A 21,883-nucleotide genomic window follows, 5' to 3' on the forward strand; every position below is an offset into this window, starting at 1 on the left:
CCGGTCGGGTCAGTCGGGGCAGGGCAGCCGCTCCAGCGGCGCGGGGGTGTCCCCTCGGCGCACCACCTGCCCGAAGCAGGCGGCGGCGTCGGCCCGCTGCCAGCCGAGCACCGACGCGGCGGTCTTCGCCACGCGTACCCGGAAGACCAGCCGGACCTCGGCGGCGACCGCCGTCACCGTGATGACCTCGACGCCGTCCACGGTCCCGGCGGCGCGCCGCAGGTCCGCCTCCCGGTCCGACGGCTCGGCCAGCAGGACCGCCCGGGTGCGTTGGGCGGTGGCCGTCACCTCCCGGTCGGCCCGGCGTTCCAGCCGGTGCTGGGACCGGTCCCGCAGCAGCGGCACCCCCAGCGCCAGCCCGACCGCCACGAGGGCCACCAGCGCCGTCCCGACCGTCAGCCGGCGGCGCAGGCGGGCCGACCGTCCTCCCCCGAAGCGCACCCGGGGATTGTCCGACACCGACCCGGCAGCCGGCTGCCCCGTCTTTCGCCGTTCCGCTCCGGAACCGCCCTGACCAGGTCTAATGTGGAGGACATCGGCGACTATTTACGGCGTTCCGGTGGCGGCCGGGCGGTTCGCGGTGCACAGTGATCGCATGAGCGACGACGGAAGTGGTGGGCACTACTACTGGTGCACGCGACACCACCGGGTCGAGACCGATGCCGACGTGTGCCCCGCGAAGCACGTTCTCGGACCGTACGCCTCAGCCGCCGACGCGGAGAACGCCCTGCAGCAGGTGCGGGAGCGCAACGAAGCGTGGGAAGCCGAGGACGCCCGTTGGGCCGGGGAGGACAGGTAGACGGCGCGGGACGGCCCGCGTCGAGGTGATCCGTGCTCCGCGAGGGTGAGAGCACGTCCCCAGGAAAGGGAACCGAGATGGCCGAAGCACAGCAGGCCACCCGCCCGGCCGCGAAACGGACGACCGCGAAGAAGACCACCGCCGGCCGGACGGCGACCGTCACCAAGGCGGCCCCGAACGCCTCGGGCGCCGGCGCCGGCCGGGTACCGGCGAAGACGGGGGTCGCCCGGAAGGCCGCCGCCAAGAAGGTCGTGTCGGCCGCCCGGAAGGCGCCGGCCAAGAAGGCCCCGGCCACCAAGACGACGGCCAAGAAGGCGCCCGCCACGAAGGCCACCACCAAGAAGACCACCGCGGCGGCGAAGAAGACCACGCCCGCCAAGAAGACCACCGCCGCGAAGAAGACGACGGCGGCGAAGAAGGCTCCGGCGGCGAAGAAGGCTCCGGCCAGGAAGACCACGGTCGCGGCGAAGAAGGCCCCGGCCAGGAAGACCACGGTCGCCGCGAAGAAGGCTCCGGCCGCGAAGAAGGCTCCGGCCGCGAAGAAGACCGCCGCCGCGAAGAAGGCGCTGGCGCGGAAGACCACCACGGCGCCGGCGGCGAAGAAGACCACCGCGGCGAAGAAGGCCCCGGCGAAGAAGACCACCGCCGCCCGCAAGGTCACCTCCACCGGGCAGAAGGCCACCGCCGCGGTGAAGAAGACCGCCGCGAAGAAGACCGCCGCGAAGAAGGCACCCGCGAAGAAGGCCCCGGCGAAGAAGGCCACCGCCGCCAAGGCCACCGTGAGCCGCCCGGGCGGCGGCGCCCGCAAGGCGGCGGCGAAGAAGGCGCCGGCCAGGAAGGCCACCGGCACCTCGTCCGCCACGGCCCGCAAGTCGGCGGGTCGCAAGGCCACCTCCGCGGCGTCGTCCGTCGGCCCCGTCGAAGCCCGGACGAGCACCTCGACGGGAACCCACAAGCGGCTCACCGCCGCCCGGAAGCCGGCCGGCACGCGGGTCGTGGCCGGGCGGTCCACGGCCAAGCCGGGGAGCACCCGGCGGACCGCCGGCTGACGTCCTGGGCCCACCGCTGACCGGTGCCCCGCCGGCGCCAACTCCAGCTCGCCGCGCCGTGACCCGGAGCCGTCGGTGCCGGTGAGCGGATCACGCGGACCGCTGTCAGGATTGACCCCGTGGTGATCCGACGCGTACTCGCGCCCCGCATCGACTTCGGCGCGCTGCGCCGCGAGCTGGGACTTCCCGAAGACTTCCCGGCCGCGGCGCAGCGCGAGGCCGACGCGGCCGCCGCCGCGCCGCTGCCGGCCGTCGCCGACCGGACCGACGTCCCGTTCGTCACCGTCGACCCGGCGACCTCGCGCGACCTCGACCAGGCCATGCACCTCGCCCGCCGGCCCGGTGGCGGATACCGCGTCCGGTACGCGATCGCCGACGTCTTCACCCACGTCCGCCCCGGCGGAGAGCTGGAGGCGGAGACCTGGCGCCGGGGGCAGACCGTCTACCTGCCCGACGGGAACGTGCCGCTGCACCCGCACACGCTCAGCGAGGGGGCGGCCAGCCTGCTGCCCGACGCCGACCGGGCGGCGGTGCTCTGGACCATCGACCTCGACGCCGACGGCGGCACGGTCGCCGTCACGCTGGAGCGGGCCCGGGTGCGCAGCCGGGCCAAGCTCGACTACTCCGGGGTGCAGCGCGACGCCGACGCCGGCCGGCTGCCCGAGCCGATCGCCCTCCTGCCCGAGATCGGCGCCCTGCTCACCGCCCGCGGGCTGCGCCGGGGCGCGATCAACCTGCCGCTGCCCGAGCAGGACGTCGAGCCGGACGGCGACGGCTGGCGGCTGGTGCTGCGCGGGCCCGGCCCGATGGAGGAGCACAACGCGCAGATCTCCCTGCTCACCGGGATGGCCGCCGCCGACCTCATGCTGGCCGGCCGGATCGGCCTGCTGCGCACCATGCCGCCGCCCCGGCCGGAGGCGGTCGACCGGTTGCGGCTGGCCGCCGGACCGCTCGGCGTGCCCTGGCCGGCCGGCACCCCGGTCGGCACGGTGCTCGCCGGGCTGGACGCCTCGCAGCCCCGCGCGGCGGCCTTCGTCGACCAGGCCGCCGAGCTGATGCGCGGGGCCGCGTACACGGCGTTCGACGGGGAGCCGCCCGAGCAGCCGGAGCACGGCGGGGTGGCCGCCGCGTACGCCCACGTGACGGCGCCGCTGCGCCGGCTCGCCGACCGGTACGCCACCGAGGTCTGCCTGGCCCTGCACGAGGGCCGGGAGGTGCCCGAGCACGTGCGCGCCGCGCTGCCGAAGCTGCCCGAGGTGATGGCGACGACCGACCGGACCGCGTCCGCGGCCACCCGGGGCGCCGTGGAGCTGGCCGAGGCGGTGCTGCTGGCGCACCGGGTGGGGGAGACCTTCGAGGCGGCGGTGCTCGACGTGGACGAGCCGCGGCCGGCGGGCAACGGCCGGGCGGGCCGCCCGCCCGGCGGCACCGTCGCCCTCGACGAGCCGCCGGTGCGCGGCCGCTGCGCCGGTGACCTGCCGCTCGGCGAGCGCGTCCGGGTCCGCTTGACCGTCGCCGACCCGGCCCAGCGCAAGGTGGCCTTCGAGCGGGCGTGAGGCACGCCGAGCGCGGGGATTGTCACAGCGCCCGGCCGCGCTGCCGGGCGGTGACCTTTGCGAGGATGACGGCATGGCTTACGACGCGACCACGCTGCCCGACGTCTCCGGGCTGACCGTCGGCATCATCGGTGGCACCGGCGACCAGGGGCGGGGGCTCGCCTACCGGTTCGCCCGGGCCGGGCAGACCGTGCTGATCGGCTCCCGGGCCGCCGACCGGGCCGCCCAGGCCGCCGCCGAGATCGCCGCCCTGCCCGGCGTGCCGGCCGGCGCCACGGTCTCCGGCGCGGACAACGACGAGGTCGCCCGCCGCAGCGACGTGGTGATCATCGCGGTGCCGTGGGACGGACACGCCGCCATCGTGGCGGCGCTGGCCGCCCCGCTCGCCGGCAAGATCGTCATCGACTGCGTCAACCCGCTGGGCTTCGACAAGCAGGGCCCGTACGCGCTGACCGTGGCCGAGGGCAGCGCCGTGCAGCAGGCCGCCGGGCTGCTGCCCGACTCCCGGGTCTGCGCCGCGTTCAACCACGTCAGCGCGCCGCTGCTGGCCGACCCGGAGGTCGAGCGGATCGACCTGGACGTGCTGATCTGCACCGAGGACCGGGAACTGGTCGGCGTGGTGGCCGCGCTCGCCGCCCGGATCCCCGGGATGCGGGGCATCTACGCCGGCCGGCTGCGCAACGCCCACCAGATCGAGGCGTTCACCGCCAACCTCATCGCGATCAACAAGCGCTACAAGGCGCACGCCGGCATCCGCGTCACCGACCTCTGACGTCGTACCCGTGCGGCACCATCGCCGCATGGAATGGCAACTGGTGATCGACTGTCGGGAGCCGTCACGGCTCGTCGCGTTCTGGGCCGAGGCGCTGCGCTACCGGCCGCAGCCGCCGCCCGACGGGCAGCCGACCTGGCGGGACTGGTACCTCTCGGTCGGCATCCCGCCCGAGGAACTCGGCGACGACGACTGCCTCGACCGGCTGGAGGACCCGACCGGCGCGGGCCCGCGGATCTGGTTCCAGCCGGTCCCCGAGGCGAAGACGATCAAGAACCGGCTGCACATCGACCTGAAGGTCGGTGGCGGGCGCACGGTGCCGCTGGCCGAGCGGCGGTCCCGGGTGGACGCCGAGGTTGCCCGCCTCACCGCGCTGGGCGCCCGGGTGCTCGGCTCGATGGACGACCCCGACGACGGCTACTACTCCGCGCAGCTGGCCGACCCGGAGGGCAACGAGTTCTGTGTGGTCTGACCCGTGCGGGCGGCGCGGCCGGGAGCCGCGCCGCCCGGCGTACGGTCAGAAGGTGTGTTCGGCGGCGGGGAACTCGCCGCCGCGCACCTCCTCGGCGAACCGGCGGGTGGCGTCGGTCAGCGCGCCGGCCAGGTCGGCGTAGCGCTTGACGAAGCGCGGCGCCCGGCCGGTGCGCAGCCCGGCCATGTCCTGCCAGACCAGCACCTGCCCGTCGGTGTCCGGGCCGGCGCCGATGCCCACGGTGGGGATGCGCAGCTCGGCGGTGATCCGCTTGGCCACCTCACCGGGCACCATCTCCAGCACCACCGCGAAGGCGCCCGCCTCGGCCACGGCCCGGGCGTCGGCGATCACCTCCTCGGCGGTGTCGCCCCGGCCCTGCACCCGGTAGCCGCCCAGGGTGTGCTCGCTCTGCGGGGTGAAGCCGATGTGCGCCATCACCGGGATGCCCGCCCCGACGATCGCCTCGATCTGGGCGGCGCAGCGCCGGCCGCCCTCCAGCTTCACCGCGTGGCAGCCGCCCTCCTTCATGAACCGCACCGCGGTGCGCAGCGCCTGCGTCGGGCCCTCCTCGTACGAGCCGAAGGGCAGGTCACCGACGATCAGCGCCTGCCGGGTCGCCCGGACCACCGCGCGGACCAGGGGGAGCAGCTCCTCGGCGGTAACCGGCAGGGTGGTCTCGTAGCCGAACACGTTGTTCGCCGCCGAGTCGCCGACCAGCAGCACCGGAATCCCCGCCTGGTCGAAGATCGAGGCGGTGTACTGGTCGTACGAGGTGAGCATCGCCCAGCGCTCGCCGCGCTCCTTGGCGGCGATCAGGTCGCGGGTGCGGACCCGTCGGGTGGCCGGCCCGCCGTAGAGGGCGGTCACCTCGGTCGGGGTGGACTCCACCATGACTCTCTCCTTCCTCGAGGCCGCGTTCGCGGTCCCCGGGTTCCGCCGCGATCGTCGCACCGGGGCACCGGCCGGGGGCAGGGCGGAGTGGAGGATTTCACTCCCGGCGGCCGGCCGGCCGGCCGCCGGGACCGGGTCAGCCGTCCTCGCGCCAGCGGTTGGTGATCGGCAGCCGCCGGTCGCGGCCGAACGCCTTGATGGAGATCTTGGTGCCGGGGGCGGACTGCCGGCGCTTGTACTCGGCGGTATCCACCATCCGCAGCACCCGGTCCACGATCGCCGGGTCGTGGCCGGACGCGACCAGGCCCTCCCGCCCCAGGTCGCCGTCGACGTAGCCGATCAGGATCGGGTCGAGCACGTCGTATTCCGGGAGGCTGTCGCTGTCGAGCTGGCCGGGGCTCAGCTCGGCCGACGGCGGCTTGCCGATCGAGCTCTCCGGGATCGGGGGCGTCTCGCCGCGCCGCTCGGCGTCGGCGTTGCGCCACTTGGCCAGCCGCCAGATCAGCGTCTTCCAGACGTCCTTGACCGGGTTGTAGCCACCCACCGAGTCGCCGTACAGGGTGGAGTAGCCGACCGCCAGCTCGCTCTTGTTGCCGGTGGTGAGGACGAGGTGGCCCTCCTGGTTCGACAGCGCCATGAGGATCACGCCCCGGACCCGGGCCTGGAGGTTCTCCACGGTCACCCCGGAGAGCGACATGTTGGCGAGGAAGGTGTCCACCATGGGCTGGATCGGCTCGATCCGGAAGTCGAGGCCGGTGCGCTTGGCCAGCTCCTCGGCGTCGGCGCGGGAGTGCTCGGAGGAGTGCTGGCTGGGCAGCGACACCCCGACCACCCGGTCGGGGCCGAGCGCGTCGACGGCCAGGGCCGCCACCACCGCCGAGTCGATGCCGCCGGAGAGGCCGAGCACCACCGACGGGAAGCGGTTCTTGTTGACGTAGTCGCGCAGGCCCACCACCAGCGCCTGCCAGACCTCCGCCTCGTCGGCGACCGGCGCGATGATCCCGCCGACCGCGACCTCGCCCACGGGAGCCGGGGGAAGGATGTCGCTGACCTTGGCCCGGACGATGCGCATGCCGCCGGCCACCTGCTCGCCGTCGACCGGCTCCTTGGCCGGCGGCAGCTCCACGTCGTGCACCAGCAGGTGCTCGACGAACTGGGGCGCCCGGGCGAGCAGCGTGCCGTTCGCGTCGACGATCATCGAGTCGCCGTCGTAGACCAGCTCGTCCTGGCCGCCGACCATGTTCACGTACGCGATGGCGGCGCCCGCCTCGGCCGCCCGGCGGCGGACCAGCGGCAGCCGGATGTCGTCCTTGTTCAGCTCGTACGGCGACCCGTTGATGTTGAGCACCAGCCCGACGCCGGCCTGCCGGGCCACGGCGAACGGGCCGCCGGCCTGCCAGAGGTCCTCGCAGATGGTGAGCGCGACGTCCACCCCGCCGATCCGGACCACGGTCAGCGCGTCGCCGGAGACGAAGTAGCGGTCCTCGTCGAAGACGCCGTAGTTGGGCAGGTGGTGCTTGAAGTAGGTGGCCGCCACCGCCCCGCCGTGCAGCAGCGCGGCCGCGTTGCGGGCCCCCCTGCCCGGCTCGGCGTCGGCGCTGACCTGCGGCGGGCCGTCCGCGTCGAGATAGCCCACCAGGACCGGCAGGTCACCCAGGCCGTCGGCGGCCAGGTCGGCGGCGAGCCGGTGCAGCGCGGCCCGCGAGGCGGCGACGAAGGACCGGCGGAAGACCAGGTCCTCGACCGGGTAGCCGGTCAGCATCAGCTCCGGGAAGAGGACGAGCTGGGCCCCGGCGTCGGCGGCCTTCCGGGTCCAGGCGCGGACCAGGTCGGCGTTGCCGGCGATGTCGCCGACCGTCGGGTCGACCTGGCACAGGGCGAGACGCAGGGTGGGCATGCCCTCATCTTGCCCCAGCGGCAGGGGCCGAATCCGACCGGACGCGGGAGACGCCGGGGGCGTAACGTCGGCGTAACGAGCCCGGTGGAGACTGGGCGGTCAGGCCGGGCCGGCCCGACCGGTGCGGACGTACGTGTCACGAGGGGTGGAAGTGGACCGTCAGCAGGAGTTCGTCCTCCGTACGCTGGAAGAGCGGGACATCCGGTTCGTCCGGCTGTGGTTCACCGACGTGCTCGGCACGCTCAAGAGCGTGTCGGTGGCCCCGGCGGAGCTGGAGGCGGCCTTCGAGGAGGGCATCGGCTTCGACGGCTCGGCCATCGAGGGCTTCGCCCGGGTGTTCGAGTCCGACATGGTGGCCATGCCCGACCCGACGACCTTCCAGGTCTTCCCGTTCGAGGGCGGGGTCAGCGGCGAGAGCGCCCGGATGTTCTGCGACATCCTGCTCCCCGACGGCAGCCCGTCCTGGGCCGACCCGCGGCACGTGCTGCGCCGGGCGCTGTCCAAGGCGGCCGAGAAGGGCTTCACCTTCTACACCCACCCCGAGATCGAGTTCTTCCTGCTGGAGAACGGCTCGCAGGACGGCTCGCTGCCCACCCCGGTGGACACCGGCGGCTACTTCGAGCACACCACCCACGCGGTGGCCCGCGACTTCCGCCGGCAGGCGGTGCTGGCGCTGGAGCGGATCGGCATCTCGGTGGAGTTCAGCCACCACGAGGTGGCTCCCGGCCAGCAGGAGATCGACCTGCGCTACGCCGACGCGCTGACCACCGCCGACAACATCATGACCTTCCGCCACGTGGTGAAGGAGGTCGCGCTCTCCACCGGCGTGCAGGCCAGCTTCATGCCGAAGCCCTTCACCGACCAGCCGGGCAGCGGCATGCACACCCACCTGTCGCTGTTCGAGGGGGAGCGCAACGCGTTCCACGACGCCGGCGACCCGATGAAGCTCTCCAAGGTGGCCAAGTCGTTCATCGCCGGCCTGCTCACCCACGCCCGGGAGTACACGGCCGTCACCAACCAGTGGGTCAACTCCTACAAGCGGCTCTTCCCGCTGGCGCTGCCGGACCGGATCACCGAGAGCCCGGCGTACGTCTGCTGGGGTCACCTGAACCGGTCGGCGCTGGTCCGGGTGCCCGCCTACGGCAAGCCGAACTCGGCCCGGGTCGAGGTCCGCTCGCTGGACTCGGCGACCAACCCCTACCTGGCCTTCGCGGTCATGCTCGGTGCCGGCCTCAAGGGCATCGAGGAGGGCTACGAGCTGCCGCCGGGCGCCGAGGACGACGTCTGGTCGCTGAGCAGCGCCGAGCGCCGCGCCATGGGCTACGAGGCGCTGCCGGAGAACCTGGCCGAGGCGATCGACGTGATGGCCGGCTCCGAGCTGGTGGCCGAGGTGCTCGGCGAGCACGTCTTCGACTTCTTCCTGCGCAACAAGCGCGCCGAGTGGGAGCAGTACCGCCGCGAGGTCACCCCCTACGAGCGGCAGCGTTACCTGTCGCTCTAGATCACGGTGGTGCGGTGCCGCTATCGTCTGCGGCACCGCCCCGGCAACCGCGTCGGGCGGGCGAGGCCGGGGAGGGCGTTCGGTGCTGGGAGACCTGCTCAACGGGGCGTGGCAGAGCATCGTGTTCGGGGTCGTCGGGGTGGCGCTGATGGCCGCCGGCTTCCTGCTGGTCGACCTGCTCACCCCGGGGAAGCTGCGGGAGCTGATCTGGGTGCGCCGCAACGGCAACGCCGCGCTGCTGCTCGCCGCCAACCAGGTCGGCATCGCCGGCATCGTCTTCACGGCGATCCTCACCAGCTACAGCGACTTCGGCAAGGGCCTGGCCTCCACGGTGATCTTCGGCCTGGTCGGCCTGCTCGTGATGGCGTTGGCCTTCCTCGTGCTGGACCTGCTCACCCCCGGCAAGCTGGGCGAGGTCATCTGCGCCGACGAGCCCCACCCGGCGGCCCGGGTCAGCGCGGCCACCCACTTCGGCGCCGCGCTGATCGTCTGCGCCTGCATCGCCTGAGCCCTGTCGTACCCCGGGCATAGCCTCCGGGCGTGAACCGCACCGACCGTCTCTACGCCCTCGTGGAGGAGCTGCGGGCGGTGTCGCCGCGGCCGCGCAGCGCCCGCTGGCTGGCCGCGCGCTTCGAGGTCAGCACCCGCACCATCGAGCGGGACATCACGGCGTTGCAGGGCGCCGGGGTGCCGATCTGGGCCGAGCCGGGCCGCACCGGTGGCTACGTGGTCGACCGGGCCCGCACCCTGCCCCCGGTCAACCTGACCCCGGGCGAGGCGGTGGCCATGGCCGTCGCGCTGCACCGGCTGGGCGGCACGCCGTTCGCTCCGGCCGCCGGCGCCGCGTTGCGCAAGCTGGTCGCCGTGATGCCACCCGCCGACGCCGCCGAGGCGCACCGGCTGGCCGGCCGGGTGCACCTGATGGGCGGCGGGCCGGCCACGCCCGTCCCGGCCGCCGTGGCCGACGCGGTCTCCGCCCGCCGCGTGCTCCGCCTGCGGTACGCCGACCGCTCCGGCGCGGTCTCGGCGCGGGACGTGGAGCCGCTGGCCTACCTGGGCAACCCGACGCACTGGTACCTGGTCGCCTGGTGCCGGCTGCGCGACGGCGTGCGCTGCTTCCGCACCGACCGGATCGACTCGGTGCACCCGCTCGCCGAGGCGGTGACCCGGGAGCTGCGTCCCGAGGATCTGGACATCCCCGCGGGCCGGGTCCGTCCACTGAGCCTGGTCTGAGATCCCGACGCCGAGCCCGCGGGTGGTCCCAGCGGGTCCGGGGCGGTCCGGCACGCTCGGCCACGCCGACGCCGCCCGGCTGGAATTCGTGGCGAAACACCGACAGGACGGTGTCGCGGACCTCCCCGAGGCTGACTCCTGACGCCGGCCGACCGGCCGGCGCGAGCCACAGGAGGAAGCATGTCCAGCACGCCCGTCACCTGGTTCGAGATCGGCTCCGACCGCCCGGCGGAGGTGGAGCGCTTCTACGCCGACCTGTTCGGCTGGACCTTCGAGGAGCAGGGCGGCCCGGGGGCGTCGTACCGGCAGACGACGGCCGGTGGGGAGCAGGGGATCGGGGGCGCCATCCGCGCCACCAACGGCGACTCCCCGAACTACGCGATCTTCTACGCGGAGGTCACCGACGTGGCGGAGACCTGCCGGCGGGCCGAGGCGGCCGGGGGAAAGATCCTGGTGCCGCTGCGTACCGCGCCGAGCGGGCTGACCTTCGCCCACCTGGTCGACCCGTCGGGCAACCACATCGGCGTCTTCACGCCGCCCGCCGCCGGATGAGCGTCTGGGTGCGTGTGTTGTCGTCGGGGCGACACCACACGCACCCGGAGCGCCGCGTTCGATGGGTGGCCCCGCCGGTGCCGGCCGGGAGGGAGGTGCGGCCGGTGCGGGGGCGGCGGGGCCACCCGGGTCAGCTGCCGGGCCGGTCGCCGCCGCCGCGGTGGCCGTGGCCGCCCGGGCCCGGGAAGACCCCGGCCTCGGCGGCCTTCAGCACCGCGTCGGCCTGCTCCTGGGTGAGCTTGCCGTCCTTGACGGCCTGGTCCAGCCGGTCCTTCAGCGCGGCCTGCCGGTCCTCGGTCGACGGCCGCTCGGGCCGGTCGGCCTGACGCTGCTCGCGCAGCTTCTCCAGCGCCGCGGTGACCTTGTCGGTCGGGACGCCCAGCTCCTTGGCGAGCGCCTCGGCGAACTCGGCCTGCCGGTCGGCCCGCTGCTGCTGCCGGTCGCTGTTCTGGTCGGTGCTCGTGCTGGCGCTCGGGGCCGGGCTCGGGCTCTTGTCGTCGGCGAGCGCCACCGTCGGGGCGGCGATCCCGACGCCGAGCACCCCTGCGGTGGCCAGGCCGGCCAGCAGGTGCTTCTTCGACATCCTGCGGATCATGCGGTTCTCCTCTGGGTGGTGGTGCGATGACGTCACCGACAGTGACCGGCGTAGCTGGGTGTGACCCGTGGCGAACCTGTCAGCGCGCTGGCAATCGCCCCGGAGAACCGGGACAAACCAGTTGCCGGGGCATGCGGCGGGCGGCAGGGTGGGCCGGTCACCGACGGAAGGCGAAGCCGCATGACGAACCCCTCCATCCGCGAGATCGAGCTGTCCGAACCGGGCTCGGGGCCGTACGGGATCACCGCCGGCCCGGACGGCGCGCTCTGGCTGACGCTGGCCGGCACGGGTGGCGTGGCCCGGGTCGGGCCGGACGGCGAGGTGCGGACGTACCTGGCGGACCCGGCGGAGAGCCGCCCGCTGATCATCACCACCGGCCCGGACGGCGCGCTCTGGTACACCCGCTCCGGCGACCACCGGCTGGGCCGGATCACCGTCGACGGGCAGACCAGCTCGGTCGCGCTCCCGCCGGGGACCGCGCCGTGCGGCCTCGCCGTCGGCCCGGACGGCGCCCTCTGGTACGCCGGGATGGGCGACGACACCGTCGGCCGGGTCACCGTCGACGGGGCGGTCACCACCTTCCCGTTGCCGGTCGCGAAGGGCTTCCCGTCGATGCTGGCCGCGGGGCCGGACGGCGCGCTCTGGCTCACCCTCAACCAGGCGAACGCGATCGCCCGGGTCGCACTGGACGGCCAGGTGACCCTGCACGCCCTGCCCACGGAGGCCGCCGGGCCGGTCGGCATCACCCTGGGCGGCGACGGCGCGCTCTGGTTCGTCGAGATCGCCGCCGGTCAGCTCGGCCGGATCACCCCGGACGGCCGGATCGACGAGTTCCCGCTGCCCGACCGCACGGCCCGCCCGCACGCCATCGTGGCCGACCCGGCCGGCGGCTGCTGGTTCACCGAGTGGGCCGCCAACCGCATCGGCCACATCGACAAGGCCGGCCAGATCACCGCACACGACCTGCCCACCCCCGGGTCGGAACCCCACGGCCTGACGGTGACCCCCGACGGCACGGTCTGGATCGCCCTGGAGACCGGCGCGGTCGCACACCTCACCCCCTGACTCCGCTGATCATGAGGCTGGCGGCAGTCGTGGGTCTGCACCCTGCCGCCAACCTCATGATCGACGCGGGAGACGTCGGGGGTCAGTGGACCGCGGGGGTGACCGTCAGGGTGCCGGTGGTGGCGTCGAGGACGGCGGGGGTGCCTACCGGGACCGTCAGCTGGTCGGGGCCGTGGCCGATCGGGAGGCCGCCGAGGACGGGGACGCCCAGGTCGCCCAGGCGGTCGGTGAGCACGTCCGTGATCGTGGTGTCCCAGCCGTCGGCGCACTCGGTGAACTGGCCCACCGCGACCCCGGCGATCCCGTCCAGGGCGCCGCAGCGGCGCAGGTGGGTGAGCATCCGGTCGACCTTGTACGGCGGCTCCTGCACCTCCTCGACGAGCAGCACCGCCCCGGTCAGGTCGGGCATGTCCGGGGTGCCGATGGACGCGGTGATCAGGCACAGGTTGCCGCCGAGCAGCCGCCCCTCCGCCCGGCCGGGCACCCGGACCGGGTACGTCTCCTCCTCCTTCACCGCCTCGACGGTCACCGGCTCGGTGGTCATCAGCGCGGCGTGCAGCGACTCCGCCGAGCGTGGCGGGGTGCGGTCGTCCCGCCACGCCGCGCCGGGGCCGTGCACGCCGGCCAGCCGGGCGCCCCGCCAGAGCGCGAACTGCAACGCCGTGATGTCGGAGAAGCCGGCCACCACCTTCGGGTCGCGGCGGACCGCCGCCATGTCGACGAGGTCCACCACCCGCTGCGCGCCGTAACCGCCCCGGGTGCAGATCACCCCGCGGATCTCCGGGTCGGCGAACGCGGTGTTCAGGTCGGCGGCCCGCAGCTCGTCGGCGCCGGCCAGGTAGCCCTGGCGGGCGTATGTGTGCGGCGCGGGCACCGGCCGCAGCCCCCAGCCGGTGAGCAGTTCGATGCCGCGGGCCACCCGCTCCGGGCGGGTCGGGCCGGAGGGCGAGACCAGCATCACCTGGTCGCCGGGGCGCAGGACCGGTGGGCGCAGGCAGTCGTCGGTGGGCACGACGGGAGCCTAGTGCGGCCGAGCCGGACCGACCGTGGTCGGGCGCACCGGATAGCCTCGACGTCGTGGCGACCGCGCTGGTGATCGAGAACGACCCGACCGACGACCTCCGCCGCCTGGGGGAGTGGCTCACCGAGGGGGGCCTGGACCTGTGGGTCCTGCGCCCGCACGCCGGCGACGAGCTCCCCGCCGACCTCGACGGGTACGTCGCGCTCGTGGTGCTCGGGGGCGAGCAGCAGGCCTACCCGCAGGCCGACGGCACCCCGGGCGCGCCCTGGTTCCCGGCGCTGGAGGGGCTGCTGCGCAAGGCGGTCCGGCAGCGGGTCCCCACCCTCGGCGTCTGCCTCGGCGGGCAGCTGCTGGCTGCCGCCCACGCCGGGCAGGTCGAGCGCAGCCCGTCCGGGCCCGAGGTCGGGCCCGCGGTGGTCGGCAAGCGGGACGCCGCCGACACCGACCCGCTCTTCCGGTACGTGCCGCTGATGCCGGACGTGCTCCAGTGGCACTCCGACGAGATCACCGAGCTGCCGCACGGGGCAACCCTGCTGGCCGCCTCGACCCGCTACCCGAACCAGGCGTTCCGCCTCGGCGACCGGGCCTGGGGGCTCCAGTTCCACATCGAGTGCGACACCGCGATGATCGCCGACTGGGCCCGCGACTCCGAGCTGATGGCCGAGCTGGGCTACGACCCGGAGCTGGTGGTGGCCGCCTGCGACCGGGTGATGGCCGACGTGGAGGAGGTCTGGCAGCCGTTCGCCATCCGGTTCGCCGCCCTCGCCCTCGGCGAGCTGGACGACGCCGCCACCCCCCGCCCCAGCCTGCCGCTGCTCGGGCACTGAGATGACCCGACCCACCCGGGGACGCCTGGCCCGCTACGGCTTCGCCGAGACCGACGGCGGGGCGCGCGCGGCCGACGTGCTCGGTCCGGACGGGCTCGGGTTGTGGCGTACCGAGGAACAGGAACCCGCCGACGAGGCGGCCGGCGAGCTGCTCGCCGCGCTGTCCCGGGCCGCCGACCCGGACCTGGCGCTGCGCCAGCTGCACCGCCTCGTCGAGGCGGAACGGCGTACCGGTGAGAAGCCGGAGGTGCTGGAGGCGCTCGCCGCCGACCCGGGGCTGCGCCGCCGCCTGGTCGCGGTCCTCGGCGCCTCCTCGGCGCTCGGCGACCACCTGGTGGCCAACCCGCGGCAGTGGACCGTGCTGGCCACCGAACCGGACGGGCTCGCGCCCCGCGCCGACGGCCGGCTCGACCTGGCCGCCGCCGCCCCGCTGACCGCCGCCGCCGGCCCGATCCCGCTGGTGCGGCAGGCGTACCGGTTGGCGTTGCTGCGGATCGCGGCGGCCGACCTGACCGGCGGACGTGGCCTGGAGCAGACCATGGCGGCGCTCTCCGGGCTCGCCGACGCCACCCTGGCCGCCGCCTACGACATCGCCGTGGACGAGCTGCCGGAGGGCACCCCCCGACCCCGGCTGGCCGTGGTGGCCATGGGCAAGTGCGGTGGCGGCGAGCTCAACTACGTCTCCGACGTGGACGTGATCTTCGTGGCCGCCGGCGACGAGGACCTGGCGGCCGCCACCCAGGTGGCCACCCGGCTGATCCACGTCTGCGGGCTGGTCGCCTGGCCGGTCGACGCCGCGCTGCGTCCCGAGGGCAACCGGGGGCCGCTGGTCCGCACCCTCGCCAGCCACCTGGCCTACTACCGCCGCTGGGCTCGCACCTGGGAGTTCCAGGCGCTGCTCAAGGCCCGGCCGGCGGCCGGTGACCTGGCGCTGGCCCGGGAGTGGATCGACGCGCTCGCCCCGCTGGTCTGGACCGCCGCCGAGCGGCCGGAGGCGGTCGAGGACGTCCGGGCGATGCGCCGGAAGATCATCGACAACATCCCGCCGAAGGAGCTGGAACGCGAGATCAAGCGCGGTCCGGGCGGGCTGCGCGACATCGAGTTCGCCGTCCAGCTGCTCCAGCTCGTGCACGGCCGGGGCGACGAGTCGCTGCGGGCGCCCGGCACCATCCCCGCGCTGCGCGCCCTGGTCGCCGGCGGCTACGTCGGCCGCGCCGACGGTGAGGCGCTGCTGCGCGGCTACCGCTTCCTGCGCGGCGTCGAGCACCGGCTCCAGCTCCAGGGGCTGCGCCGCACCCACACCGTGCCGACCGAGCCGGCCGCGCTGCGCTGGCTGGCCGCCGCGCTCGGCCACGCGGCCGCCCCCGGCCGCAGCGCCGTCGAGGAGTTCCGCGCCGAGTGGGTCACCCACGCCACCGAGGTACGCCGGCTGCACGCCAAGCTGCTCTACCGGCCGCTGCTGGAGTCGGTGGCCCGGGTGCCGGCCGAGGGGCTGCGGCTCACCCCGGAGGCGGCCCGGCACCGGCTGGAGATCCTCGGCTTCGCCGACCCGGCGGGGGCGCTGCGTCACCTCCAGGCGCTCACCGGCGGGGTGAGCCGCACCGCCGCCATCCAGCGCACCCTGCTGCCGGTGCTGCTCAGCGAGTTCGCCGACGCGCCCGAGCCGGACCGGGGGCTGCTCAACTACCGGCAGGTCTCCGACAAGCTCGGCAGCACCCCCTGGTACCTGCGACTGCTGCGCGACTCCGGCCCGGTGGCCCGCCGGCTGGCCCGGGTGCTCTCCTCCTCCCGGTACGCCGCCGACCTGCTGGCCCGCGAGCCGGAGGCGTTGCGGCTGCTGGCCGAGGACACCGAGCTGACCCCGCGCCCGCGCGAGGTGCTCGGCGAGGGCTTCACGGCCGCGGCGGCCCGGCACGACGACCCCGTCGAGGCCACCCGCGCCGTCCGCGCGCTGCGCCGCCGCGAACTGGTCCGGCTCGCCTGCGCCGACGTGCTCAGCCGGGCCGGCGCGCTCGCCCCGCTCACCCCGCGGACGGCGGACGGCGGCGGGCGGGTGCCCACCCTGGCGGACGTCGGCGCGGTGGGCGTCGCCCTCTCCGACGTCGCCGACGCCACCCTGGCCGCCGCCCTGCGCACGGCCCGGGCCGCCCAGCCCGGACCGCCCGGCCTGCGCTTCGCGGTGATCGGCATGGGCCGGCTCGGCGGGCGCGAGTCGAACTACCTCTCCGACGCCGACGTGCTCTTCGTCTACGACCCGCCGCCCGGCGCGGACGAGCGGGTCGCCGGTGCCGCCGCGCACGCCGTCGCCGAGGAGCTGCGCCGGCTGCTCTCCGCGCCGGCCCCCGACCCGCCGCTCGGGGTCGACGCCGACCTGCGCCCCGAGGGCCGGCAGGGCCCGCTGGTACGCAGCCTCGCCGCGTACGCCCAGTACTACGCCCGCTGGTCGAAGGTGTGGGAGGCGCAGGCGCTGCTGCGGGCCCGGTTCGTCTGCGGCGACGCCGACCTGGGCGCCGAGTTCGAGGCGCTGGTCGACCCGGTGCGGTACCCGGCCGACGGGCTGACCCGCGAGCAGGTGGTGGAGATCCGCCGGATCAAGGCCCGGGTGGAGACCGAGCGGCTGCCCCGGGGCGCCGACCCGGCCACCCACACGAAGCTGGGCCGGGGCGGGCTCGCCGACGTGGAGTGGGCCGTGCAGCTGCTCCAGCTCCGGCACGCCGGCCGGCTGCCCGCGCTGCGCGGCACGCGTACCCTCGACGCCCTCGCCGCGGCCCGGGACGCCGGGCTGGTCGACCCCGAGGACGCGGCCGAGATGGCGGCCGGCTGGACGCTGGCGGCCCAGGTCCGCAACGCGCTGATGCTGGTCCGTGGCCGGGCCGGTGACCAGCTGCCCCGGCACGGGGTGGAGCTGGCCGGCGTGGTGCGGCTGCTCGGCGGCGACGACCCGGGCGAGTTCCTCGACGAGTACCTGCGCGCCGGCCGCCGCTCCCGGGCGGCCATGGAGCGGGTGCTCGACGCCCCCGCCTGACCGCCCGCCCGCCCCGACCCGGCTCGCCGCCGCGTCCCGGCCGCGCCACGCCGGTCGCCCGGGTCAGCCGCCGAGGGTGTACGTGCCGGCGCGCGGAACGGTCACCGTGGTCCACTCGCCGTCGGGGGCGAGCGTGGCGCCGCCGGTGACGGTCAGCCAGCGGTCGTGGCGGACCTGTACCGGCACCGGGCCGGGGCCGGGGGCGCGGAAGGTCACCGTGGCGGCGTCCTGACGGACCAGCTCGCCGGGGGCCCCGACCAGCGGGGTCGGGTCGGCGACCGCGTACAGCCGCCAGTGCGGGCCGGACCACACCTCGGTGAGGTACGGCAGGCCGGCCCGGACCAGCTCGGCCTCCGGCCGCCCCACCCAGGACAGCTCCACGTCGGGCACGGCGACGTACTGCACGGCGTTCTCTGCCAGCCAGGCGCGGTAGCTGTCGGCGGTCAGCGGGACGCCGGTGCCGGAGGCGCCGGGAACCGTGGTGAAGAAGAGCGGGTTGCGGGCGATGTCGGCCTGGCGCAGCCAGCCCCGGGCCAGCGGCACCTCGCCGAGGTGGGCGGCCTCCCAGTAGTTGCGGGTCGGTGGCACCTCCACCCGCCCGATGACCCCGCGCCGGTCCAGCTCGGCGCGCAGCGGCGCGAAGTACGCCGGGTCGGCCGTGGGATCGTCCGCGCTGGCCAGGTCGGCGGAGACGACGGGCGGCTGCCACCAGCAGACCGCTGCCAGCAGCGCGGCCAGCGCGACCGCCCCTGCCGCCCGCCGGTCGGTCAGCCGGCGGGGGAGCGTCGCGGCGGCGGCCAGCACGGGCAGCGCGAACATCACCACCAGCCGGGTGGCGTTCAGGCCCACCGGGGTGTGCAGCAGCGCCGCGGCCAGCACCCCGGCCGCCGAGAGCAGCGCACCGGCCCGCACCGGCCGGTACGCAACCAGCACCGCCACCAGCAGGCTGGTCACCACGGCGTGCAGGGTGTCGGCGCGGCTGATGTTCATCCAGCCGCCCTCGCCGAAGAGCAGCCCGGTCACCGCGAGGGGCGCGGCGGCGGGAACGGCGAGCAGCAGGCCGTCGGCGTACCGGCGGGTGAGCAGCAGCGCGACGCCGGCCAGGCCGACGAAGAGCCCGGCCACCGGGCTGGCCGCGGAGGCGAGCAGGGCGGCCAGACCGGCGAGCACGGCGCGCGTCCACCGGGCGCGGCCGGTGGACCCGGCGGGCAGGGTCAGGGCGAGCAGCGCGGCCAGGCCGAAGGCGACCCCGAGGGCGTACGTCACCCGGCCGGAGACCAGGTTGCCGGCGATGGTGAGGACCCCGACCAGGCTGCCGAGCAGCGGCCGGGGCACCCGGGTCCGGACCAGCAGGGCGGCGAACGCGGTGGCCGAGGCGAGCAGGGTGAGCGCGCCGGTGGGGCGGACCCCGAGCAGGGCCATCAGCGGCGGCGAGACCAGGCTGTAGCCCCACGGGTGGACCCCGCCGTACCAGCGCAGGTCGACCAGGGCGGGCCCGTGATCGGCGAAGAAGTCGGCCCGGGCCACCTGGGCGGACAGGTCCGAGCCGGTGGCCTGCAGGGTGAGATACAGCACGGCGAGGACCAGCGCGGACGCGGCGGACACCGCCACCACCCGACCGCCCCGCATGCCCACCTCCTGATCGCGACCCACCGTACTGGCAGCATGTCCGGCGTGCCTCACCACCTCTCGCGCTGGATCGGCCTGGCGGGCTCGGTGCTGCTCGCCGTGGCCGCCCACCTCGGCGGCGCGCTGCCGCACGGTGACCTGCGCCCCACCCCGGTCAGCATCTGGCAGGGCCCGAACGGGCCCCTGGTCATCGGTCTCTGGCTGGTCGGCACCGCCCTGCTGGCCTGGGCCTGGTGGTCGCTGCGCGACCGGGCGCCGTCGACCCGCTGGGTGCTCGTCACCGTCGCGCTCTGGCTGCTGCCGATGCTGTTCACCCCGCCGCTGGGCAGCCGGGACGCGTACGCCTACGCCTGCCAGGGTGCCAGCTACTCGGCCGGGATCAACCCCTACGAGCAGGGCGTGTCCGCGCTGCCCTGCCCCTGGCTGGACACCATCTCCTACATCTGGCGGGACACCCCGGCACCGTACGGGCCGCTCTTCGTGGTGCTCTCCGGGGCGGTCGTCTCCGCGGCCGGGTCGCTGGCGGGCAGCGTGGCGCTGTTCCGGCTGCTCGCCGTGGGCGGAGTGGCGCTGACCGCGTGGGCCCTGCCGGTGCTGGCCCGCCGCTGTGGGGTGCCGCCGCAGCGGGCGCTCTGGCTGGCGCTGGCCTGCCCGCTGGTGCCCGTGCACCTGGTCTCCGGGGCACACAACGACGCGCTCATGGTGGGCCTGCTCACCGCCGGGCTGGCCGTGGTGGCGGCCCGGCCGGGCCGGCCGCTGCCGCTGCTCGCCGGTGGGCTGCTGCTCGGGCTGGCCGCCGCCGTCAAGGTCACCGCGCTGGTCGTGGTGCCGTTCGCCGCGCTGGCCGCGATCGTCGGGCCGTACCGGATCCGGGCGCTGATCCGCGACGGCGGGTGGGTGGTCGGCGCGGCGGTGGGCGCCGTGGTCGCCGTGACCCTCGCGGCGGGTCTCGACTTCGGCTTCATCAGCGGACTGGAACAGGGCGGGCTCGTGGTCGCCTGGACCTCGCCGCCCACCGCGGTCGGGCAGACCGCCGGGTACGTCGCGGCGATCTTCGGCGCGCACATCGACGCGCTGCCGGTCACCCGGGGGATCGCCGTGGTGGTCCTGGTGGCGCTGCTCGTCTGGCTCTGGTTCCGGGCGCTGCGCCGGGGGGACCCGTTCTGGCACGCCGGCCTGGCGCTGGCCGCGACGGTCGCGCTCTCCCCGCTCTTCCACCCCTGGTACTGGACCTGGCCGCTCGCGGTGCTCGCCGCCACCGCCCGCCGGACCGGCTGGTTCTCGCTGGTCGCGCTGGTGTCGTCGTTCCTGGTCCTGGCCGACGGCACCGGCCTGCCCCGGTGGACCAAGATGCCCGGCGCGCCCCTGATGACGCTGTTGGTGATCGTGGTGGTGGTCCGGTTGGTACGTTCGGCTCGGGCGGCCCGCCGGCCGGTCCCCGCCGAGCGAGGAGCCGACTGAGGAGAGGTGCCGGTGAGCGAGCCCGGCGCGGTGCCCGACGGACCGGTCCGCCCGGTGGCCGCCGCGCTCGCCCGGTACGCCGGGCTCGCCGGCGCGGTGCTGCTGACCGTCGCCGGCTGGCTCGGCGGCGCGCTGCCCGACACCCCCGCCGTGACCAGCCTCGGCGACGCCTGGCGGGCCCCGCACGGGCCGGCGGTGCTCGGCTGCTGGCTGGTCGGCACCGTGCTGCTCGTCGGGGCCTGGTGGTCGCTGCGCTGGGGCGCCCCGTCGGGCCGGTGGGCGTACCTGACCGCCGGGTTGTGGCTGCTGCCGCTGCTGGCCGCGCCGCCGCTGGGCAGCCGGGACGTCTACTCGTACGCCTGCCAGGGCTGGTCCTGGACGCACGGGGCCGACCCCTACCGGGTCGGGGTGGTCGCCGCCGGCTGCCCGTGGGCGGAGAGCGTGTCGCCGATCTGGCGGGACACCCCGGCGCCGTACGGGCCGTTCTTCGTGCTGCTGGCCGGCCTGGCCGTGCTGCTCGGCGGCGGCCTGGTCGGCGCGATCGTGCTGCTGCGGGTGGTGGCCGTGGCCGGGGTGCTGCTGGCCGCGCTCTGCCTGCCCGGGCTGGCCCGGGCCGTCGGGGTGCCGACCCGGCGGGCGGCCTGGCTGGCGCTGGCCTGCCCGCTGGTCGGGGTGCACCTGGTGGCCGGCGCGCACAACGACGCGGTCGGCCTGGGGCTGCTGCTGTTCGGCCTGCTCGTCCTGGTCCGCCGGCCCGGCCGGCCGCGGGCGCTGGTCGTCGCCGGGGTGCTGCTCGGCCTGGCCGTGGCGGTGAAGGCGGTCGCCGTGGTGGTGCTCCCGTTCGCGGCGCTGGCCGCCGTGCTGGGCCGCTACACGTGGCGGGCGCTGCTGCGCGACGGCGGCTGGCTGGCCGGGGGAGTGCTGGCCACGCTGGTGGTCACCAGCCTGGCCACCGGGCTGGGCCTGGGCTGGGTACGCGGCGTGGCCCGCAGCGGCGACTCGGAGCAGTGGACGTCACCGCCGACCGCGGTGGGTCTCGTGGTCGACTACGCGGGCGCGCTGGCCGGCCGGGAGCCGCACGCCGTGCCGGTGGTCCGGGCGGTCGCGCTGGCCGTGCTCGCGGTGCTGCTGGTGCTGCTCTGGTGGCGGGCCTGGGCGGCGTTGCGCCGGCTGGGCGACGTCCGGCAGCGGGCGGCCCGGCTGGCCGCCGCGCGGCCCCGCGTGGCCCTGGCCGGGGCCGGCCTGGCGTTGGCCGCCACCGTGCTGCTCGCCCCGGTCTTCCACCCCTGGTACGCGACCTGGCCCCTCGCGCTGCTCGCGGTGGCGACGGTCGCCGTGGCCCGGACGGTGTGGTTCGTGGCGCCCTGCGCGGTGGCCTCGGTGCTCACCCTGCCGGACGGCACCAACCTGGCCCGCTTCACCAAGGCGCCGGGGGCGATCCTGATGACCGCGCTCGTGCTGGCCGTCGTGGTGGTCGCGATCCGGGCACGCCGCGCCCGCTGAAGTTTTCCCCGAAGTGGTTGACGCCGCCCCCATCC

19 protein-coding genes and 1 pseudogene are annotated in these 21,883 nt (G+C 75.6%); 14 read left to right on the top strand and 6 right to left on the bottom strand.

Features of this window, described 5'->3' with window-relative positions; all coding sequences use genetic code 11:
* Window positions 1-9 precede the first annotated feature (9 nt).
* The gene (locus IEY96_RS12505) at window positions 10-441 is read right to left on the bottom strand and encodes a hypothetical protein (protein ID WP_189194983.1); all 432 of its coding nucleotides are present in this window, start codon (window positions 439-441) and stop codon (window positions 10-12) included.
* Between the two features lie 154 nt (window positions 442-595).
* Here IEY96_RS12505 and IEY96_RS12510 point away from each other — a divergent pair, with 154 nt between their 5' ends.
* From IEY96_RS12510 to IEY96_RS12530, 5 genes and pseudogenes are all read left to right on the top strand, one after another.
* Window positions 596-799: a hypothetical protein gene (locus IEY96_RS12510; RefSeq protein ID WP_189194984.1), complete on the top strand. Its 204-nt coding sequence runs from the start codon at window positions 596-598 to the stop codon at window positions 797-799.
* A 77-nt stretch (window positions 800-876) separates the two neighbouring features.
* Window positions 877-1,443, top strand: a pseudogene (locus tag IEY96_RS33475) (histone); the annotation flags it as partial.
* A gap of 524 nt (window positions 1,444-1,967) precedes the next feature.
* Complete coding sequence (locus IEY96_RS12520) at window positions 1,968-3,404, top strand: RNB domain-containing ribonuclease (RefSeq protein WP_189194985.1); 1,437 nt, start codon at window positions 1,968-1,970, stop codon at window positions 3,402-3,404.
* Window positions 3,405-3,477: 73 nt separating this feature from the next.
* Window positions 3,478-4,176, top strand: coding sequence for an NADPH-dependent F420 reductase (gene npdG / locus IEY96_RS12525; RefSeq protein WP_189194986.1), 699 nt, complete (start codon window positions 3,478-3,480; stop codon window positions 4,174-4,176).
* A 28-nt stretch (window positions 4,177-4,204) separates the two neighbouring features.
* A complete protein-coding gene (locus IEY96_RS12530) occupies window positions 4,205-4,648 on the top strand; it encodes a VOC family protein (RefSeq protein WP_189194987.1) in 444 nt (147 codons plus the stop codon).
* Between the two features lie 45 nt (window positions 4,649-4,693).
* On the opposite strand, the gene panB is transcribed toward IEY96_RS12530, so the two are convergent.
* Complete coding sequence (panB, locus tag IEY96_RS12535; RefSeq protein WP_189194988.1) at window positions 4,694-5,539, bottom strand: 3-methyl-2-oxobutanoate hydroxymethyltransferase; 846 nt, start codon at window positions 5,537-5,539, stop codon at window positions 4,694-4,696.
* Between the two features lie 136 nt (window positions 5,540-5,675).
* The gene (locus tag IEY96_RS12540) at window positions 5,676-7,436 is read right to left on the bottom strand and encodes an NAD+ synthase (RefSeq protein WP_189194989.1); all 1,761 of its coding nucleotides are present in this window, start codon (window positions 7,434-7,436) and stop codon (window positions 5,676-5,678) included.
* A gap of 151 nt (window positions 7,437-7,587) precedes the next feature.
* On the opposite strand from IEY96_RS12540, the gene glnA reads away from it, so the two are divergent.
* From glnA to IEY96_RS12560, 4 genes are all read left to right on the top strand, one after another.
* Window positions 7,588-8,937, top strand: coding sequence for a type I glutamate--ammonia ligase (gene glnA, locus IEY96_RS12545; RefSeq protein WP_189194990.1), 1,350 nt, complete (start codon window positions 7,588-7,590; stop codon window positions 8,935-8,937).
* A gap of 82 nt (window positions 8,938-9,019) precedes the next feature.
* Complete coding sequence (locus IEY96_RS12550) at window positions 9,020-9,445, top strand: DUF350 domain-containing protein (RefSeq protein ID WP_189194991.1); 426 nt, start codon at window positions 9,020-9,022, stop codon at window positions 9,443-9,445.
* A 32-nt stretch (window positions 9,446-9,477) separates the two neighbouring features.
* Window positions 9,478-10,170: a helix-turn-helix transcriptional regulator gene (locus IEY96_RS12555; RefSeq protein ID WP_189194992.1), complete on the top strand. Its 693-nt coding sequence runs from the start codon at window positions 9,478-9,480 to the stop codon at window positions 10,168-10,170.
* Between the two features lie 180 nt (window positions 10,171-10,350).
* Window positions 10,351-10,722 (top strand): VOC family protein, encoded by a 372-nt coding sequence (locus IEY96_RS12560; RefSeq protein ID WP_189194993.1) that lies wholly within the window; start codon window positions 10,351-10,353, stop codon window positions 10,720-10,722.
* 130 nt (window positions 10,723-10,852) lie between these two features.
* Here IEY96_RS12560 and IEY96_RS12565 read toward each other — a convergent pair whose 3' ends face one another.
* Window positions 10,853-11,317 carry a hypothetical protein gene (locus IEY96_RS12565; protein ID WP_189194994.1) on the bottom strand — a complete coding sequence of 155 codons (465 nt, stop codon included), beginning with the start codon at window positions 11,315-11,317 and terminating at the stop codon, window positions 10,853-10,855.
* Between the two features lie 180 nt (window positions 11,318-11,497).
* Between IEY96_RS12565 and IEY96_RS12570 the strand changes: the two genes are divergently transcribed.
* Window positions 11,498-12,382, top strand: coding sequence for a Vgb family protein (locus IEY96_RS12570; RefSeq protein ID WP_189194995.1), 885 nt, complete (start codon window positions 11,498-11,500; stop codon window positions 12,380-12,382).
* 82 nt (window positions 12,383-12,464) lie between these two features.
* On the opposite strand, the gene IEY96_RS12575 is transcribed toward IEY96_RS12570, so the two are convergent.
* Window positions 12,465-13,394 (bottom strand): S66 peptidase family protein, encoded by a 930-nt coding sequence (locus IEY96_RS12575; protein ID WP_189194996.1) that lies wholly within the window; start codon window positions 13,392-13,394, stop codon window positions 12,465-12,467.
* A 65-nt stretch (window positions 13,395-13,459) separates the two neighbouring features.
* Between IEY96_RS12575 and IEY96_RS12580 the strand changes: the two genes are divergently transcribed.
* Both IEY96_RS12580 and IEY96_RS12585 read left to right on the top strand, forming a co-directional pair.
* A complete protein-coding gene (locus IEY96_RS12580; protein WP_189194997.1) occupies window positions 13,460-14,230 on the top strand; it encodes a type 1 glutamine amidotransferase in 771 nt (256 codons plus the stop codon).
* Window position 14,231: 1 nt separating this feature from the next.
* Window positions 14,232-17,255: a bifunctional [glutamine synthetase] adenylyltransferase/[glutamine synthetase]-adenylyl-L-tyrosine phosphorylase gene (locus IEY96_RS12585; protein ID WP_189194998.1), complete on the top strand. Its 3,024-nt coding sequence runs from the start codon at window positions 14,232-14,234 to the stop codon at window positions 17,253-17,255.
* Between the two features lie 63 nt (window positions 17,256-17,318).
* On the opposite strand, the gene IEY96_RS12590 is transcribed toward IEY96_RS12585, so the two are convergent.
* Window positions 17,319-18,884 (bottom strand): hypothetical protein, encoded by a 1,566-nt coding sequence (locus tag IEY96_RS12590; RefSeq protein WP_189195268.1) that lies wholly within the window; start codon window positions 18,882-18,884, stop codon window positions 17,319-17,321.
* Between the two features lie 45 nt (window positions 18,885-18,929).
* Here IEY96_RS12590 and mptB (IEY96_RS12595) point away from each other — a divergent pair, with 45 nt between their 5' ends.
* Window positions 18,930-20,345 (top strand): polyprenol phosphomannose-dependent alpha 1,6 mannosyltransferase MptB, encoded by a 1,416-nt coding sequence (mptB, locus tag IEY96_RS12595; protein ID WP_189194999.1) that lies wholly within the window; start codon window positions 18,930-18,932, stop codon window positions 20,343-20,345.
* Window positions 20,346-20,357: 12 nt separating this feature from the next.
* On the top strand, window positions 20,358-21,848 hold the full coding sequence (gene mptB, locus IEY96_RS12600) for a polyprenol phosphomannose-dependent alpha 1,6 mannosyltransferase MptB (protein WP_189195000.1): 1,491 nt from the start codon (window positions 20,358-20,360) through the stop codon (window positions 21,846-21,848).
* Window positions 21,849-21,883 lie beyond the last annotated feature (35 nt).

The organism is Micromonospora fulviviridis, from assembly GCF_014648395.1.
Lineage (GTDB): Bacteria > Actinomycetota > Actinomycetes > Mycobacteriales > Micromonosporaceae > Micromonospora > Micromonospora fulviviridis.